Here is a 15950-nt window from a genome sequence, read left to right as displayed (position 1 = left end):
GTAGAACCACAAAAAGACGGCAAGGAGTGTCTTTAGCATTTATAAAGGAAATGATTATGTTGGGAAGTACCCAAACCGTTCAACCTAAGCACTTTGCACGCGCAAAGTCCCTCTACTTTCTTACTTGGCGATGGCATTTTTACGCGGGGTTATTTGTTATCCCGTTTATGTTGATGTTGTCTTTAACTGGTATCGTTATGTTGTTTGATGATGAATTGGAAAGCATTCGATACGGTGACATACTGGTTGTTGAACCTGCGGATTCACGTATCGCCGTATCTGAGCAGCTGGCTTTAGTTAAGCAAGAATATGGCGGCGCAACGGTGACTCAGTTTATACCCGCCGCATCAGATACCTCTCCAAATCGCTTTAATGTGAGATTGGCTAATGGCTCAAACCTCCTTATTTTGGTCAACCCTTACAACGGGGATATATTGGGCAAGATTAACCGAGATGACAGCTGGTATGCACTGGCTAACGAGATACACAGTACGTTGCTGGTGGGCGATGTCGGCGATTATCTGATAGAAATATCATCTAGCTTATCCATCGTTCTTTTAGTCACAGGCATATACCTTTGGCTACCCTCCGATAACGCATCAAAAGCGGGGTTCCTAAAAATTCGTTCACAAAGTGGTGTACGGATTTTTATGCGAGATCTTCACGCCAACCTTGGCGGTGTGCTATCACTTGTTTTGCTGTTCTTTTTGGTTTCCGGGCTCGCTTGGTCGGGAGTTTGGGGAGGAAAGTTCGTACAACCTTGGAGCAGTTTTCCAGCTCAAAAATGGGCGGATGTGCCACTTTCAGACGAAACGCACGCCAGCCTAAACCATGGTGCGGAAGAAGAGGTGCCTTGGGGGTTGGAGAAAACCCCTTTGCCCGAATCGACAGGGCATGAACACCATGGCGGGCATGCGGGTCATCAAACTGACGAGCCGGCTCAGTTCGCCTCGACCGTGTCGATTGATGATATCGTTGCCACTGCCAGCAAATTAGGGATGACGCAATACCAACTAAACTTGCCGAAAAGCGAGACGGGCGTATTTACTCTCGGGGCAAACACCATGAGTGGCGACATTACCGACCCAACTCAAGATCGCACCACTCACATAGACCAGTATTCCGGTGAGATTCTGGCGGATGTCACTTGGGACGATTACAACTGGATGGCGAAGTTCATGGCCGCAGGTATTGCGCTTCACACCGGTGAAGTCAGCATCATCAACAAGCTATTGAACGTATTCTTCTGTATCGCCTTTATCGCGGTTTGCGTAACGGGTGTGGTTATGTGGTGGAAGCGCCGCCCCGCGGGTAAGAAAACATTGGGCGCACCGCCGCCATTTGAGAAAAGTGGAATTTGGAAGCTGGGCGCAGTAACCATGGTGTTGGTCGGGTTTGCATTTCCATTGGCTGGCGCAACGATCGTCACCGTACTGATTTTGGATGCGTTACTTATGAAAGCTACACCAAAACTGCATAATTGGTTTGCGTAACGCAGAGGCTTTAAATCGCCTTAGCGAAGTAGCAAACCATATCAAATTGAGTGGGTCGTACGTAGGCTGACGCTTGGTTAATTAAACGCTCGGTGTGCTTCATCGAGCGTTTTGTTTTTCGGACTAATAAGCGTTTTTCGCATTATCTAAATGCATAAAAAATGAACTTGCTCTAGTTGCAAACCTGCGTGTTAGTTTCTTAACGTTAACCTAAACAGAATAATTCTATCTTTTTGATTTAATTATCTGATTTATAATGATAAGTTTATTCTTACAAAAAAGTCATTAATATTTTAGTGATGAACAATTTCGTAGAAAAATCTGTATTTGAATATAGAAACTTTTTTCTTGTCAATGGTATGAGTGTTTATGAATACGATAACTAGCCTATTAAAAGTAACGGTCAAATCGGTTCTCTGCTTACTAATTGTTAGTGCATCAGGTAACTCTATGGGGAACACTTATTTTACTTGGGATAACTTTGTAAGTGAGTTTGAGGCTCAGAAGGCTTCCTCACAAGATGTTTACAATAATTTGGTCAATAATGGTCTTAAGGACTTTTCTCTTTTAAAGTTTGATTTTCATTTCGTATCTGACAGTGAGGTAAAGCTAGACGCACTATCAGTGTTCCTTAAGAGTAGCTACCCATATGACTTTGGTGAGATTATTCGGCGTGAAGACCGCTTGTGGGAACTCGCAGGTGTTACAAATGAAATCCCCGTAACTAAAGAAAACCTTATGTATTGGACGCTTGATCTTTATAAACGAGGCTATGAATTTGATGCATACTTCGACGCTTTTGGGGCGTCTTTAGATAAAGCTAATCAAACTTTTCCGGATTTTGAAAATAAGAAGGAAGATAAATTTTTTGATAAAGGGTTTAATTACTACAACAGTGGTAACTTAAGTGGCGCTATTTTCGAATGGACTAATGCCCTTCAAATAAACCCGTCCGAGCCAAATACTTTGTATTCTAGAGCAATCGTTAAAAATGAGCTTTATATATGGAGAGCAGCCCTTCGTGACTATGACAGAGCGATAGAGTTAGCTCCTCGCTTTGCAAGTGCTCTTCTAAACCGAGGCTCGTTAAAGGATGATCTCAGTGATCATGATGGCGCCATTGAGGATTACAACACAGTAATTCGCCTATATCCCGAAGATGCTGAAAACCTCAAAGATGCTTACTTTAATCGCGGTAATTCTTACCATCGGTTGGGTGTGCTTGAAAAGTCCTGTTTGGATTGGACAAAGGCTTTAGAGTTTGGCGCTTCTCATGCTGGAGAAAGGCTTAAGCAACATTGTGAGTAATGCCCATACAAATAACTACGGGGTCTTTTAAGGGATATTTATTGTGTGGTTAAAGCTCCCTCGGGAGCTTTTTAGTTCCGCGACGTAGCCAATTCTTGCTTCACGAAATCAATAAAACTCGAGACTTTGGCAGACATGTGTTTGCGGCTTGGGTAAATCAAATACATGTTAATTTGTACTTTGGGGTATTCACTGAACAATTCGACCAGTTCGCCTGTTTCTAGCTCATTGCCTAGGTTAAATGTAGGCATTCTAGTAATACCGAGCCCCTCTTTACACATGGCTAATTCAAGTTGTGGGCTGTTTGTTAGAAGTTTGCTCTTTACTCTGACTGACTTTTTGGTTCCGTCTTTCTCCCAATAGGTCCATTGAGAGGGATTTTTAATCAAGCTATAGCAGATCGCTTTGTGATCTTTTAATTCTGAAGGGTGGATAGGGGTGCCACAACGGGCTAAATAGGCCGGGGATGCAAAGGTGACGCTATCACTGGTCATCACTTTCTGGCTGATTAATGTTGAATCTTCAAGCTGGCTGGATGTACCTCTAATGGAAATATCAATGCCCTCTGCAATCATGTCGACTTTGTGATCACTTAAGTCGATATCCAAATCGACATTTGGGTATTGCTCTGAATATTTCGCCAAAACAGGCTTAATCCGAGACAAGCCAAAGGTGACGGGGCAGCTAATTTTAAGCGTACCTCTTGGTGTCGCGTTTTTCCCACTCAGTGTTTCTCCCAATTCCTCCACATCTAAGATCAACTGCTGGCAGCGGTCGAAGTACAACTCTCCCTCAGGCGTTAAGCTTAGTGTTCTGGTAGTTCGGTGTAGCAGTCGGGCGCTGAGCCTTTCTTCTAGCTTGTTGATTTCTTTACTGATGTAAGACGTAGAATGCCCTGTGCTTTCCGCTGCTTTGGTGAAACTGCCTTTCGATACCACTTCGGCGAAAATAACCATGCCATCAAGTAATTGAGTGTCGGTAGCCATGATCTTCCTTAAATTATGCAATTAAGAGTCATATGGAAATAATGATTTTACAGCGACACTATTAATCTTCAAATAGAATCAATGTAAAGTGTCTATCAATCGATACAAATCAGAATCATAAAAAGCGGTAGATTGAAGTAAAAGCCACGTCTGTCGTTAAACAAAATTAGGAAGGTATAAATATGAAAATTATAGCATTTGCAGCAACCAGTAGCCGTGAGTCTATCAACAAGCAGCTTGTGACTTATGCGTCTAGCCTAATTGATGGCGCTGACGTTGAGGTGTTGGACATCAACGATTATGAGATGCCTCTGTTTAGTACAGACAGAGAGAAAGAACTGGGGCAGCCGGCAGAAGCGAGAGTATTTTATGAAAAGCTGGGCAGTGCAGATGCTATTGTGATTTCCTTTGCTGAACATAATGGCTCATACACCGCTGCATACAAAAACCTATTCGATTGGACATCACGCATCGATATGAAGTTGTTCCAGAATACGCCTGTGGTTGTTTTGGCGACGTCACCAGGCCCTGGCGGCTCAAGAAATGTGTTGGCAACCGCCGTGAGTGCCATTCCCCATTTTGGTGGCTCTGTTGTCGGAGAGTTCTCGTTACCGAGCTTTTTCGATAATTTCGATATAGAGCAGGGCAGGGTAAAAGATGAGGTGTTCAATACGGCATTAACGGAATTGATGGCAAAGGTGCAATAACATTAGAATCAGCACCCCTCTGTTTTAATGGGGTGCATATGGCCTAATCGCTCGCGAGCTTCTCCACAATGTAATCGATGAATACGCGCAGCCTTGCAGGCATGTATTTTGTCTGCGCGTATTGCATGGCGACTGCACCATGGTAGTTACTTTTCAGTGTCCAATCCGGCAACACTTCCACCACACTCCCTTCTTTTAAGGCATCTTTCACCACAAAATCGTGGAAAATGCCGATGCCTAAGCCACTTTTTACGCCCGCTAATCGCATTTGGGAATGGTTAACGGCGTAACGACCTGAAACTGCAATCGTAAAGAACTCGTCGTCTTTTAAAAAATCCCAGATGTGGTCGCTGTCTGTTTCAGCGAGATACAAGCAATCATGTTCATTAAGGTCAGTCGGGTGGCTGGGTTTCCCTTTGCTGATCAAATAAGTAGGGCTGGCACACAAAACTAAGTTCGTTTTGCGTATTTCCTTTAATACCTGATTTTCATGAGGTTTATCGGTGAGCCGAAAGGCAATATCGATATTTTGATTCAAGTCGATATCGCCATCGACCGCACGCAATTTCAACTGGATATCTGGATAAGTCTCTAGGAATGGCAATATATGGGGTTGAAGAACCGAGTTTAAATAGGCTTCGGGGGCGGCCACCGTAATGCTGCCGGCCAACTCGGTATGGTCGGCTTCGGAGATGTCTATCGCCTGTTGTGCGGCGTTGACCATCACGACACTTTGCTCATACACCTTTTTCCCTGCTTCTGTAATCACCAATGAGCGCGTGGTGCGTTCAAACAGTTTGACAGCCAACGCCTGTTCCAATCGTGTAATAAGCTTGCTTAAGGCGGAAGGAGTCACATTCAGTTTCTTGGATGCCGCCGTAAAGCTTCCTTCATTTACGACTAAAATAAAAGCAGCGAGATCGGGCAGCAGGGCAATGAGTTTTTGATTCAGCATGTGGCGATGTATTCCTTATTTGTGCCTGCAATTCACTAATGGTTTTCCATTGTAAGGGATAATAGTCGCTAATGAGTTCATTTAAAATAGAAACTATCTGTACGCCAATACAATAACAATGAAGGAATGAGAACATGTCTTCTGCATTTTATCAGCAAATTCAAAACCAAATTGAAGAAGTAAAAAACGAAGGGTTGTATAAATCGGAAAGAATCATTACTTCTGCTCAAAAGGCAGCGGTTTCTATCTCAACTGGCGAAGAGGTGCTTAACTTCTGTGCCAACAACTACCTAGGTCTTGCTAATCACCCTGATCTCATCGATGCGGCGAAAAACGGCATGGATGAGCACGGTTTTGGTATGGCGTCCGTTCGTTTTATCTGCGGAACACAAAACTCGCATAAAGAACTCGAACAAAAATTATCAACGTTTCTAGGTAAAGAAGACACGATCCTTTACACCTCTTGTTTTGATGCGAATGCGGGGCTTTTTGAAACCATTCTTGATAAAGAAGATGCGATCATTTCTGATGCGTTGAACCACGCTTCCATCATTGATGGGGTTCGTCTGTGTAAAGCGATGCGTTTTCGCTACGCAAACAACAACATGGATGAGCTAGAACAGCAGCTTATCGCAGCGAAAGAAGCAGGTGCTCGTCATACGCTTATTGTTACCGATGGCGTGTTCTCTATGGACGGCGTGGTGGCCAACCTGCCAGCCATCTGTGACCTTGCAGACAAATACGATGCGTTGGTGATGGTTGACGATTCTCACGCTGTAGGCTTCATGGGCGAAAACGGTGCAGGCACACACGAATTCCATAATGTTGTTGATCGCATCGACATCATTACCGGTACCTTAGGTAAAGCGATGGGGGGTGCGTCGGGTGGGTATACATCAGGTAAGAAAGAAGTCATCGACTGGCTGCGTCAACGTTCTCGCCCGTACTTGTTCTCTAACTCTGTGGCGCCTGCCATTGTGTCTGCGTCTATCCGTGTGTTGGATCTGCTTGCTGAATCGGGCGACTTACGCACTCAACTTTGGGAAAACTCGGCGCATTTCCGTGCTCGTATGGAAGCGGCGGGTTTCACAATGGGTGGCGCAGATCACGCCATCATCCCAATTATGCTGGGTGATGCAAAGGTTGCTGCTGAATTTGCAGAGCGCGCATTAGAAAAAGGCATTTACGTTGTCGGCTTCTCATTCCCTGTTGTGCCAAAAGGGCAAGCGCGTATTCGTACACAAATGTCCGCCGCGCATTCTCGCGAGCAGTTAGACAGAGCAATTGATGCCTTCATTGAAGTAGGCCGTGACATGGAGATCATCAAATAATGAAAATTAAAGCACTTTCGAAACTCAAAGCTGAAGAAGGCATCTGGATGACCGAGGTGGAAAAACCTCAAATAGGTCATAACGATATTCTTATCAAAATCAAAAAAACCGCTATCTGCGGCACGGATGTACACATCTATAACTGGGATGAGTGGTCGCAAAAGACGATTCCAGTCCCTATGGTTGTCGGGCATGAATATGTGGGGGAAGTGGTTGAAATTGGTCAAGAAGTTCGCGGCTTTGACATTGGCGACCGTGTTTCTGGTGAAGGGCACATCACGTGTGGTCACTGCCGTAACTGCCGTGGCGGACGTACACACCTGTGTCGTAACACTGAAGGTGTGGGGGTAAACCGCACGGGCTGTTTCTCGGAATACCTTGTATTGCCTGCGTTCAATGCCTTCAAAATCCCAGATGAAATCTCGGACGAATTAGCTTCAATCTTCGACCCGTTTGGTAACGCAGTACACACTGCACTTTCTTTTGACTTAGTGGGTGAAGATGTATTGATTACCGGTGCGGGTCCTATTGGCATTATGGCAGCGGCAGTGGCAAAACATGTAGGTGCTCGCCATGTTGTGATTACAGACGTGAACGAATATCGTCTTGATTTAGCTCGCAAAATGGGCGTGACACGAGCGGTAAACGTCGCGGAAGAAAAGCTTGAAGACGTGATGCAAGAACTGGGTATGACAGAAGGGTTTGATGTCGGGCTTGAAATGTCGGGTGTACAAGCTGCATTCAGCACCATGCTTCAAACAATGAACCACGGTGGTCGTATTGCGCTTCTGGGCATTCCACCATCGAACATGGCGATCGATTGGAACCAAGTTATATTTAAAGGCTTGGTGATCAAAGGTATCTATGGTCGTGAAATGTTCGAAACATGGTACAAGATGGCAAGCTTGATCCAATCTGGATTAGACTTAACTCCGATTATCACTCATCAGTACAAAATCGATGATTTCCAGAAAGGGTTCGACATTATGCGATCGGGCATGTCTGGCAAAGTAATTCTTGATTGGGAATAAACGTTCTTACAGTTCCCAATAATGGCAGCTTCGGCTGCCATTTTTTATATCAATCTAGATATAATCCCTCATGAATATTGCTCTAAACATTAGGTAGTTACGTCTACTCTATTTAGGTAAGGGATTATGAGAATCAACATAACGGGTAATGCCGGTTCAGGAAAAACGACACTCGCAAAAGCGTTAGGTGAGGCTTTGGACCTGCCCGTTGCTAGCTTGGACGGGGTAGTTTGGAAAGAAGGCTGGGTAACGGCTTCAAAAGAAGAAAGAACTCGTGGTGAACAAGGATTGATTCAACCTAAGAGCTGGATAATTGAAGGGGTATCTAAATCAGTTAGGGAAAATGCCGATTTTATAGTTTTTCTAGATATTCCACGCCATATTTGTTTGCTTCGCTGTCTAAAAAGAAATCTTCCATACCTTTTCAAATCCCGACCAGAACTACCAGATAACTGCCCAGAGATTCTTATTCTACTAAGCTTGATCAAGCTTACATGGCTTTTTCCTTTAAGAGCTAAAGTCTCCATTTTAAAGTCTCTCAGCCAACAAAAGGGCACTGTGATTAATGAGCCGACCGAAGTCGAAAAGCTAGTTGCACAAATCATAGTCGCAATGGATATAATCAAGCTACCTCAAGGTGCAGGATTCAGAAGATAAGCTCTCAAGGGCGAGTTTGCTTGGATTTCATAATGCGTTACCGATTCTTGATTTAGAACCCCTAGATCTACAAATCGGTGGCTTGCCTGAAAACCAAGCAATTCTCGCTGAACCTAGCATCTTGAGGTAGCTTGAGTATACTGATGTTGCTCGAATGTAAATCCACCAGCCAATTGGCGGCAAGGCAGTTTAGCCAAACCTCTCGCCGTTTTTCTTAATTTTTGTCTAAATGCATAACAAGAAGGAATTGAAATGAAGATTACAGGTACGTTTGATATCAATCTCGATCCAATGGATACGTATGCTCAAGGAGTGGAAGGCACAAAGCTCGGTCATATGTCTATCGATAAGACTTTTCACGGAGAACTACAGGCGAAAAGTCACGGGGAAATGTTAAACGTTCTTACCCCAGTCCAAGGTTCGGCCGGTTATGTAGCCATAGAGCAAGTTGTTGGCGAATTGTCTGGTAAAAAAGGTAGCTTTGTTCTTCAACACTATGGCGTGATGTCTAACGGCAACGACAGTCTCATTCTAGAGGTTATTCCTGATTCAGGGACTGGAGATCTGGTTGGTTTAGAAGGGCAAATGGCCATTTGGATTGAAGATGGGCTACATCACTACGAATTTGAGTATCAGTTGTAGACATCGATCAATAGCTTGAGTTTTCAAATTAAAAACGGCCAAGTCACTTTTCACTGTGAATGGGTAAGCTTAGACAATGAGTATTGAATACACGCTAGGCTTTTTGTCATTTCTCACCTCATTGGTGGCAGGTGTCATTGGTTTTGGGGGAGGGATGTTACTGATCGCCATATTGCCTACGTTTCTGCCACCCAGTCTGATCATCCCTATACATGGTATTACTCAGTTAGCGAGCAACTCTTCAAGAATGCTCTTTTCTTTAAAAGACGTACAGTGGGCGTTACTTCCCAAATTTTTAATGGGATCACTGGTAGGCGTAGCGCTGTTTGGGTACTTATTATCGAATATATCGATGGAGTATGTTCCGGTTGGAATCGGGCTCTATATTCTACTTAATCTTTGGAGCCAACGATTTTCGAAGTTTATTAGCCGATACGAAAGTTATTATCTGATTGGAATGATCCAAACAGGGTTGGGGCTGATTGTAGGGGCAACAGGGCCTTTGTCTCTTTCCGTACTAACAAAAGAACTAAAATCAAAAGACCACATAATCGCCACCAGCTCCATGTTCATGACCATCAGCCATCTAGCCAAAATTCCGGTATTTATGGTGATAGATACTTCTCTTTTCGGTTCTGTTCAGCTTCTTGTTTATATGGTAATTGGTTCTATTTTGGGCTCATTTGTGGGAACAAAGTTAAGAATGGCGGCGAAGAACGAAAAACTCATTATGTGGATTAAAATTTTGCTCACTGCCATGGCAATTAAGATGGTGGTTAGCGCATTACTTTCGCTTTCTAACCTATAAGTGAATATAGTGTAACGTTCAGATAAATAAAGAGAATAATATGGAAGTGTCGCTTAAGGAAATAGATCTTACATCCCGTCATATTTTGGAAAACCTCTTTCCTCTTTATATCTACGACATGTCTGAATACATGGGATGGAGCCCTAATCAAGAGGGGTTATGTGTTTACAATAATTCGAACTTTGATGTTTATTGGGATAGAGAAGATCACACACCGTATTTTATCTGTGTTGATGGTGACATTGCAGGGTTTGTGTTGATTCGAAAGTACCCAACAAATCTTAGCCTCTACGATATTGAACAGTTTTTCATCTTGCGAAAATACAAGAGAAAAGGCGTTGGGAAAGAGGCTATTGCACAAGTTTTGAATCACTACCCAGGTGAATGGCAGATAAGAGTGCTGCTTGAAAATTCAGGCGCATTGGCTTTCTGGGAGGTGGCAATTGCGAATGCGGTGGGGCGTAAATACACATTAGAAAAAGACATCGACGTAGATAAAGAAATGCATTTTATACGTTTTAACGTCCTAGATAGGTAACAAATGGAAAATAGACGAATTCGGTTGGAATCCCCTACGGTCGAGATTGCACCCAAAATGCTTGAAGCAATCATCGAAAGCAAAAAAGAACTTGAAGAATACTTACCTTGGGTGCACAACGCATTGACTCTTGAGCAAGCGACGAAAAGCGCACAGGAAGCGGTAGAAAAATACGAAAACTTTGTTGATGACATTCGATACAGCATTATTTGCAAGGAATCAGGAACACTGCTTGGTGCAATAGGATTGATCATCAGAGATCAGTCTGTGCCTTTTTTTGAAATAGGGTATTGGTTGAGAACTTCTGCTGCGGGCAAAGGCATCATGACAGAAGCCGTTGCTCTACTTGAAACCTATGCTTTTGAAGAACTAGGTGCAAACCGTATTGAAATTAAAGCGGCAGAGTCAAACCAGCGCAGTTGGATGGTCGCAGTACGATGTGGCTACCAGCTTGAGGCCACAATGAAAAATACGCGAAGAATCAAAAACGGGGATTTAGACAACACTGTCATTTACGCAAAAACTTCTCCATAATTGGCAAGTATGCTGAAACAGGCTGGAATAAAAACGAGGGACTGAAAATGAAAACGGCTTTGATAACAGGTGGTTCAAAAGGCATCGGTTTAGAGATGGTACGGCGATTACTTGATCAAGGTTTTCAAGTGATAACTTGCTCAAGAAATAAAAGCGGTTGGGATGAGTCCATCCGTCAGTACCCAATTCTTGAAGCCGTCGATTACCATGTTACCGACATTTCAGATGAAGCAGCATTAAAAATGTTATTTGGACATGTTGCGCAGCGTTACGGAAAACTCGACATTGCTGTGAATAATGCATCGCCAGCGATAGGGTCTCTTGGGCAATTTCACACCGTCGATTCCGAAAAGTTAAAAGATACGCTTAATCACGATTTTTGGGCTCAAGCACTCTGTTTGCAAAGCGAGCTTAATTTGATGTCTGAAGGCGCGGCAATTGTGAATGTGAGCTCAATAAATGGGTTGAGACCAACGCCTAATGCGTCAATGTACAGCGCGGCAAAACATGCTATTGAGGGTTTAACGCGTTCTTTAGCAATTGAAAATATTGAGCGCGGAATACGCATCAATGCTGTCGCCCCCGGTGTCACTTGGACCCCTCGGTGGGAGGAACGAGCGAAAACAGATCCAAACATCAGAGAGAGTGTATCTCAAGCTGTTCCCATGAAACGATTCGCCAAAACGAAAGAAGTCGCCGATGCGATAGAATTTTTGCTTTCCGATAAGGCCAGTTATGTTGTTGGCCATACACTCGTTGTGGACGGCGGTATGACGCTTAGTTAGCTGAAAGGCGTACCTAGGTGTATTTACGCTGTTTCAAAGCCGAGCCAAGTGCTCGGTTTTTTCATTCCACACAAAGGATGGGATCCAATCCCCATCAAATTCATAACACTTGCTTAATAATGAAGAAAAACAAATATAAGGAAGTAAGCCATGTTGTTATTGATGTTAGGCATTCTTGTGTGGAGTGTCATCCATTCCATACCGTCACTCACCCCACAAGTTAAAGTTAGCCTAATCGAGAAAGTCGGTCCCAACGGTTACAAAGGCATTTTTTCATTGGTGGTTATCGCTGGATTACTGATGATTATATTCGGCTGGCGTAGCACCGTACCGAATTACTTGTACGTCCTTGGTCCGGAATTTCGTGGGTTAACCATGTTACTCATGCTGGTGGGTTTTATTCTGTTTGGCGCAGCCCAAGGGAAGACGCGATTGAAGCAGTACATTCGTCACCCTCAATTGATGAGTGTGATCGTTTGGGCTGTGGCGCATTTAGTTAGTAATGGCGAGCAGCGTTCCGTGGTGTTGTTTGGGGGATTGGCACTGTGGGCAGCCATCCAAATATGGCTTATCAATCGACGAGAGGGCGAGTGGGTTAAGCCAGATATTCCACCAGTTTTGCAAGAAATAAAAACGCACGTAATCAGTTTGGTTCTGTATTTTATTACCGCATTTTTCCTACACGTATACCTAACGGGTATTCCACTTAAATAATGATTAAAAATCGTGTTAACGGTTCCCAATACGAGAATATATGTCACCTTGCATTGGGTGGGGGCGATTAAGGGACGGGGAGAGTGTGTATAGAACAAGCCAGCTTAGGGAGCCTAAACCGATATGTCGAGCATAGAGCCGATCATGTCGTTGGAACGAGAAACCACGCTGGCTCCAACGCTATTGTAACTTTTGGCTTGATTGAGTTTTACAGCAGCTTCAATGTAATCAGATTCGTCTCGGCGTTCATTTGTGATTGCTTTTAGCTTGGTGTCGCGTTCTTCTTCAGCGCTAGGCAGGCGATTGAACGATTCTTGGTAGTCAGATTTGGTGTCTCTTACCGCATCGGCTTCTCGAGTGTCTTCGGTTCGTTCTGAAGCCCGAATTTCTTCATCAGCTTGAATTTCTTGAATTCGTTCATCGTCCGCCATTTTTTCCGTGCGTGCCTTTTCCAGACGAGCCTCTTCATTGAGCTCCTCTGTGGCTTGCCTTGCCATGGTTCTCGACTGCTGGAGAATAACATGACCGGAATGTATTGATGAGACTGGCATAGATCTTTACCTCAGAATCTACCTGTAGATTAAACTTTAACCAGTAAAAATTCAACTTTATGAAGTAATCACTCTTTAAAAAGGTGACAGATAGCCTCGATTTCTTCATGAGTAAGCTCAATCTGAGTGCCGTTTTTGTCTAGCTTCCCTTCAATTTCTGTACGCAAGTCTTTCAACTGAGCAGGGGTCAACTCCAAAACTTTACTCCTCAATTGTTCATATTGATGCTGTGGCATTTCTCTTTTCCTGACCTTAATGATTTCTCTTTTCCTAATTGCAACGAGTTAATGTCTCAGTGACACCGATGGCGAAACTTTGTGCACTGAATACTAACGCAAACCTACATTAAGGACATTAAGGGCATCAAAACCATTATTTGTTCAGTTTTTGTCAGGAAATGAGCAAATAATAAAAGATATGTGATCTTTACCCATAGACACATTACCGAGACGTGACAACGAGGATTAAGGAATACATGAAAGAGCGCGTACAGACCATCATTAGGTAAGCAATGCAAAATGGAGGAGGGCATGGCAGCCCTCTGTTGGTTGAGCGTTTAGGTTGCGATATTTATCGAGTGCTATTCGGAACTCGCGCCGCAAATTTTGCGGCTAACGAATGAAGTTCGGGGAGCATTCGATAGATCAAATGAAGTTGTTGCAAGACCAATCGAGCCGAGTTTTCATCTTCATCTCGCCATTCACTTAGCCGTTTTCCAATGTCTGTTTCTTCAATACTTGAGGTATCGCATTCCTCACAATGGTTGTTTAACTGGTTGTAAAGGATCTCAAGATGCTGGTGAATGGCTCTGTGCGAATCCAAAACAAGTTGGTGGATGGTTTCATCTTGCAATCGCGTTCGGTGAGCCCCCAAAGCAGAAACATAGCTCAGTAAGGCGTGATTCAAAGTAAGAAAGCGAAAGCTCTCGTCGACGGCGGATCGATACTTACCGGGTTCCACCAGCATGTTACTGATTGAAGAACTGAGGTTGGCGTCCTTATTGTGCGCCTCACGTCTTGAAATACGGTACGCCAAGGTGTCTTTTTTTCCGACTCTATACTGACCAATAATTTGAGCGAGATAGTTTTGGTTGGCGATAACCGATTCTGCCATCACTTTGTGTAATCGTTTCGAGTGCCAATCCGGCAAGATAAATGCGACGGCTAATACCGCTAACGCGCACCCGATCAAGGTGTCCATTAGGCGAGGTAATACTACGGCAAACCCTTCACCCAATTGGTTGAAACAAAATAGAACTAAAAGGGTGATAAAGGCGGTCGCAAAGCCGTAATTATTAATCCGGAAGGCAAAAAACAGAATACCGGAAAGCACTATAAAAACGAGCTGGCTTTCTAAGGAAGGGAAGAACGTAAGCAGCAGCACACCGACCAATAAACCAGCAATTGTACCGAGAACTCGTGCGATGAGTTTTTGCTTAGTCGCACTGTAGTTTGGCTGACATACAAAAAGTGTAGTGAGTAAGATCCAGTACCCTTTATTAATGTCGAAAGCCTGAATCAAACCGTACCCTGCGGTTAAAGCGATCGACATTCTTACCGCGTGACGGAACAGAATGGAGCTAGGTGTCATGTTGCTTTTAATCCGTAACCACATCGTTTTTGGGGTATGTGCGGTCGTATCGTCTAGCGCATCATCATTTTCGTTTTGCTTAACGTCGGGATTACTGACGTTACAGAGTTGCTTTTCAACCGTAGATAAGTTTCTAAATAGGTAACTCAACTGGCTAAGAGATAGGGACCAATCTTTTCTTTTTTGTTCCTGCAAAAACAAAATGGAATCGTTAAGTTCATTTAACACTTTATTGTTTTTGTCGTCGTGTTCGTATTGATTCCCCAGACGCAAAGACTGAGATATTTCTCGACAAGCACTTGCTTGCATTTGCAGCAGGTGTTTAAAGCGAAACAGCACGTCACTGTGCTTGAATTGATCCGCGAGATCTTGATAGCGAAAGTGGGTCGAACTGACTCGCTCATGAATGTCTTGTGCAAGGAAGTAAATATTCAGGAACCTATCGCTAGGACCGTCTATATGCCCTCGTTTAGAGCGAGACAGCAATGTGGCTTTGCATTGGTTTAGGGACGTAACGGTCGCGGCATTTAAATTGGCTTCACGAATGCGGTGAGGCTGAGGTGTCAAATTGGTCATGGGGTGGAACAGCTCACTTTTAGCATCGAGATAATGGGCAAGTTCTTCAAACACTTTGCCTAAGCTTTGTTGCACAGGCTGCATTGGCCAAAATATTTGCCAAATCATGGAAATGAAGTAATACCAAGCCGAACCGGCCAAAAGCATTACGGGTTGAAACCAAATAGTAGGGCTTTCATGCGCGCCTAACATGGTATAAATCGCAATCAAAAGGGAGCCAAAGGCAATGCTGGCGTAGCGTGGACCTATTGCACCGAGCATGATGAAGACAAACGTTGAAGTGAATAACCCAATGGTAAATAAAATGGGTTGATAAAATAAAAGCTCAATGGAAAACGCGGCGATAGCAAAACAGATAAAAGTAAGTATAAGTGCTCGCATTCGTCCCCAAAAGCTGTCGTCGGTTTCCGCGAGGGCTGCGGCGATAATACCTAAGATGAGTGGGACAATGGCCGCGTTTTGTTCGTAAAACCAGCAAGGGATAACCACCCCAATAAGAGCAATAGTGATGCGAACGCTGTAGTTGACGGTTTTATTAGACCAGTAGTGGCGAAAAAGAGTAAATAGAGGCACAGTTTTATGATTTCGTATTTTGTCAAAGAGAAACACGCAGTAGTGTAACTGATGACAGTATCAAGGATATGACATAGCACCAAGAAAAAGTGAGTATGATGAATTAATGCTCAGTGTGAAAGGACTTAGCGTTGTTCTGGAGCGCGGTGTGATTTAAGATTCCCCAAAGAC

17 protein-coding genes are annotated in these 15950 nt (G+C 43.8%); 12 read left to right on the top strand and 5 right to left on the bottom strand.

Annotated features, from left to right (window positions below):
* The first annotated feature begins 56 nt into the window (after positions 1–56).
* Together HC752_RS17450 and HC752_RS17445 are read left to right on the top strand one after the other, a co-directional pair.
* A complete protein-coding gene (locus tag HC752_RS17450; protein ID WP_190336452.1) occupies positions 57–1493 on the top strand; it encodes a PepSY-associated TM helix domain-containing protein in 1437 nt (478 codons plus the stop codon).
* Between the two features lie 369 nt (positions 1494–1862).
* Positions 1863–2801 carry a ribonuclease E inhibitor RraB gene (locus HC752_RS17445; RefSeq protein ID WP_190336451.1) on the top strand — a complete coding sequence of 313 codons (939 nt, stop codon included), beginning with the start codon at positions 1863–1865 and terminating at the stop codon, positions 2799–2801.
* A gap of 71 nt (positions 2802–2872) precedes the next feature.
* Here HC752_RS17445 and HC752_RS17440 read toward each other — a convergent pair whose 3' ends face one another.
* Positions 2873–3787, bottom strand: coding sequence for a LysR family transcriptional regulator (locus HC752_RS17440; protein WP_190336450.1), 915 nt, complete (start codon positions 3785–3787; stop codon positions 2873–2875).
* A gap of 182 nt (positions 3788–3969) precedes the next feature.
* Here HC752_RS17440 and HC752_RS17435 point away from each other — a divergent pair, with 182 nt between their 5' ends.
* Positions 3970–4494 (top strand): NADPH-dependent FMN reductase, encoded by a 525-nt coding sequence (locus tag HC752_RS17435; protein ID WP_190336449.1) that lies wholly within the window; start codon positions 3970–3972, stop codon positions 4492–4494.
* A gap of 43 nt (positions 4495–4537) precedes the next feature.
* Here HC752_RS17435 and HC752_RS17430 read toward each other — a convergent pair whose 3' ends face one another.
* Positions 4538–5449 carry a LysR family transcriptional regulator gene (locus tag HC752_RS17430; RefSeq protein WP_190336448.1) on the bottom strand — a complete coding sequence of 304 codons (912 nt, stop codon included), beginning with the start codon at positions 5447–5449 and terminating at the stop codon, positions 4538–4540.
* Positions 5450–5583: 134 nt separating this feature from the next.
* On the opposite strand from HC752_RS17430, the gene HC752_RS17425 reads away from it, so the two are divergent.
* The 9 genes from HC752_RS17425 (at position 5584) to HC752_RS17385 (ending at position 12489) form a co-directional block, all read left to right on the top strand.
* On the top strand, positions 5584–6780 hold the full coding sequence (locus tag HC752_RS17425; RefSeq protein ID WP_190336447.1) for a glycine C-acetyltransferase: 1197 nt from the start codon (positions 5584–5586) through the stop codon (positions 6778–6780).
* On the top strand, positions 6780–7811 hold the full coding sequence (tdh, locus tag HC752_RS17420; RefSeq protein WP_190336446.1) for an L-threonine 3-dehydrogenase: 1032 nt from the start codon (positions 6780–6782) through the stop codon (positions 7809–7811). The genes HC752_RS17425 and tdh overlap by 1 nt, the downstream gene beginning before the upstream one ends.
* Before the next feature lie 126 nt (positions 7812–7937).
* Positions 7938–8468 (top strand): hypothetical protein, encoded by a 531-nt coding sequence (locus HC752_RS17415; protein ID WP_190336445.1) that lies wholly within the window; start codon positions 7938–7940, stop codon positions 8466–8468.
* 252 nt (positions 8469–8720) lie between these two features.
* Positions 8721–9110: a DUF3224 domain-containing protein gene (locus tag HC752_RS17410; protein ID WP_190336444.1), complete on the top strand. Its 390-nt coding sequence runs from the start codon at positions 8721–8723 to the stop codon at positions 9108–9110.
* Between the two features lie 76 nt (positions 9111–9186).
* Positions 9187–9918 (top strand): sulfite exporter TauE/SafE family protein, encoded by a 732-nt coding sequence (locus tag HC752_RS17405; protein WP_190336443.1) that lies wholly within the window; start codon positions 9187–9189, stop codon positions 9916–9918.
* A 40-nt stretch (positions 9919–9958) separates the two neighbouring features.
* Positions 9959–10456, top strand: coding sequence for a GNAT family N-acetyltransferase (locus HC752_RS17400; protein ID WP_190336442.1), 498 nt, complete (start codon positions 9959–9961; stop codon positions 10454–10456).
* 3 nt (positions 10457–10459) lie between these two features.
* Positions 10460–10990, top strand: coding sequence for a GNAT family N-acetyltransferase (locus tag HC752_RS17395; protein ID WP_190336441.1), 531 nt, complete (start codon positions 10460–10462; stop codon positions 10988–10990).
* A gap of 47 nt (positions 10991–11037) precedes the next feature.
* Positions 11038–11775, top strand: a complete 738-nt coding sequence (locus HC752_RS17390) for an SDR family NAD(P)-dependent oxidoreductase (protein ID WP_190336440.1) — start codon at positions 11038–11040, stop codon at positions 11773–11775.
* A 150-nt stretch (positions 11776–11925) separates the two neighbouring features.
* Positions 11926–12489, top strand: coding sequence for an NnrU family protein (locus HC752_RS17385; RefSeq protein WP_190336439.1), 564 nt, complete (start codon positions 11926–11928; stop codon positions 12487–12489).
* A gap of 113 nt (positions 12490–12602) precedes the next feature.
* Here the strand turns inward: HC752_RS17385 and HC752_RS17380 are convergent, their stop codons facing one another.
* The 3 genes from HC752_RS17380 to yccS form a co-directional block, all read right to left on the bottom strand.
* Positions 12603–13040: a hypothetical protein gene (locus HC752_RS17380; RefSeq protein WP_190336438.1), complete on the bottom strand. Its 438-nt coding sequence runs from the start codon at positions 13038–13040 to the stop codon at positions 12603–12605.
* Between the two features lie 68 nt (positions 13041–13108).
* Positions 13109–13276 (bottom strand): hypothetical protein, encoded by a 168-nt coding sequence (locus HC752_RS17375; protein WP_190336437.1) that lies wholly within the window; start codon positions 13274–13276, stop codon positions 13109–13111.
* Positions 13277–13610: 334 nt separating this feature from the next.
* Positions 13611–15779 (bottom strand): YccS family putative transporter, encoded by a 2169-nt coding sequence (yccS, locus tag HC752_RS17370; RefSeq protein WP_190336436.1) that lies wholly within the window; start codon positions 15777–15779, stop codon positions 13611–13613.
* Between the last annotated feature and the right edge of the window lie 171 nt (positions 15780–15950).

Source organism: Vibrio sp. S9_S30, assembly GCF_014694455.1.
Taxonomy (GTDB): Bacteria; Pseudomonadota; Gammaproteobacteria; order Enterobacterales; family Vibrionaceae; genus Vibrio.
This window is presented reverse-complemented; position numbering and strand designations above follow the sequence as displayed.

Bases quoted from the DNA above. Each gene is read 5' to 3' on its own strand.
- HC752_RS17400 (WP_190336442.1), top strand. From the start codon at position 9,959: ATGGAAGTGTCGCTTAAGGAAATAGATCTTACATCCCGTCATATTTTG.
- HC752_RS17425 (WP_190336447.1), top strand. From the start codon at position 5,584: ATGTCTTCTGCATTTTATCAGCAAATTCAAAACCAAATTGAAGAAGTA.
- HC752_RS17440 (WP_190336450.1), bottom strand. From the start codon at position 3,787: ATGGCTACCGACACTCAATTACTTGATGGCATGGTTATTTTCGCCGAA.
- HC752_RS17380 (WP_190336438.1), bottom strand. From the start codon at position 13,040: ATGCCAGTCTCATCAATACATTCCGGTCATGTTATTCTCCAGCAGTCG.
- tdh (WP_190336446.1), top strand. From the start codon at position 6,780: ATGAAAATTAAAGCACTTTCGAAACTCAAAGCTGAAGAAGGCATCTGG.
- HC752_RS17450 (WP_190336452.1), top strand. From the start codon at position 57: ATGTTGGGAAGTACCCAAACCGTTCAACCTAAGCACTTTGCACGCGCA.
- HC752_RS17395 (WP_190336441.1), top strand. From the start codon at position 10,460: ATGGAAAATAGACGAATTCGGTTGGAATCCCCTACGGTCGAGATTGCA.
- HC752_RS17415 (WP_190336445.1), top strand. From the start codon at position 7,938: ATGAGAATCAACATAACGGGTAATGCCGGTTCAGGAAAAACGACACTC.
- HC752_RS17390 (WP_190336440.1), top strand. From the start codon at position 11,038: ATGAAAACGGCTTTGATAACAGGTGGTTCAAAAGGCATCGGTTTAGAG.
- HC752_RS17375 (WP_190336437.1), bottom strand. From the start codon at position 13,276: ATGCCACAGCATCAATATGAACAATTGAGGAGTAAAGTTTTGGAGTTG.
- HC752_RS17430 (WP_190336448.1), bottom strand. From the start codon at position 5,449: ATGCTGAATCAAAAACTCATTGCCCTGCTGCCCGATCTCGCTGCTTTT.
- HC752_RS17405 (WP_190336443.1), top strand. From the start codon at position 9,187: ATGAGTATTGAATACACGCTAGGCTTTTTGTCATTTCTCACCTCATTG.
- HC752_RS17435 (WP_190336449.1), top strand. From the start codon at position 3,970: ATGAAAATTATAGCATTTGCAGCAACCAGTAGCCGTGAGTCTATCAAC.
- HC752_RS17385 (WP_190336439.1), top strand. From the start codon at position 11,926: ATGTTGTTATTGATGTTAGGCATTCTTGTGTGGAGTGTCATCCATTCC.
- HC752_RS17445 (WP_190336451.1), top strand. From the start codon at position 1,863: ATGAATACGATAACTAGCCTATTAAAAGTAACGGTCAAATCGGTTCTC.
- HC752_RS17410 (WP_190336444.1), top strand. From the start codon at position 8,721: ATGAAGATTACAGGTACGTTTGATATCAATCTCGATCCAATGGATACG.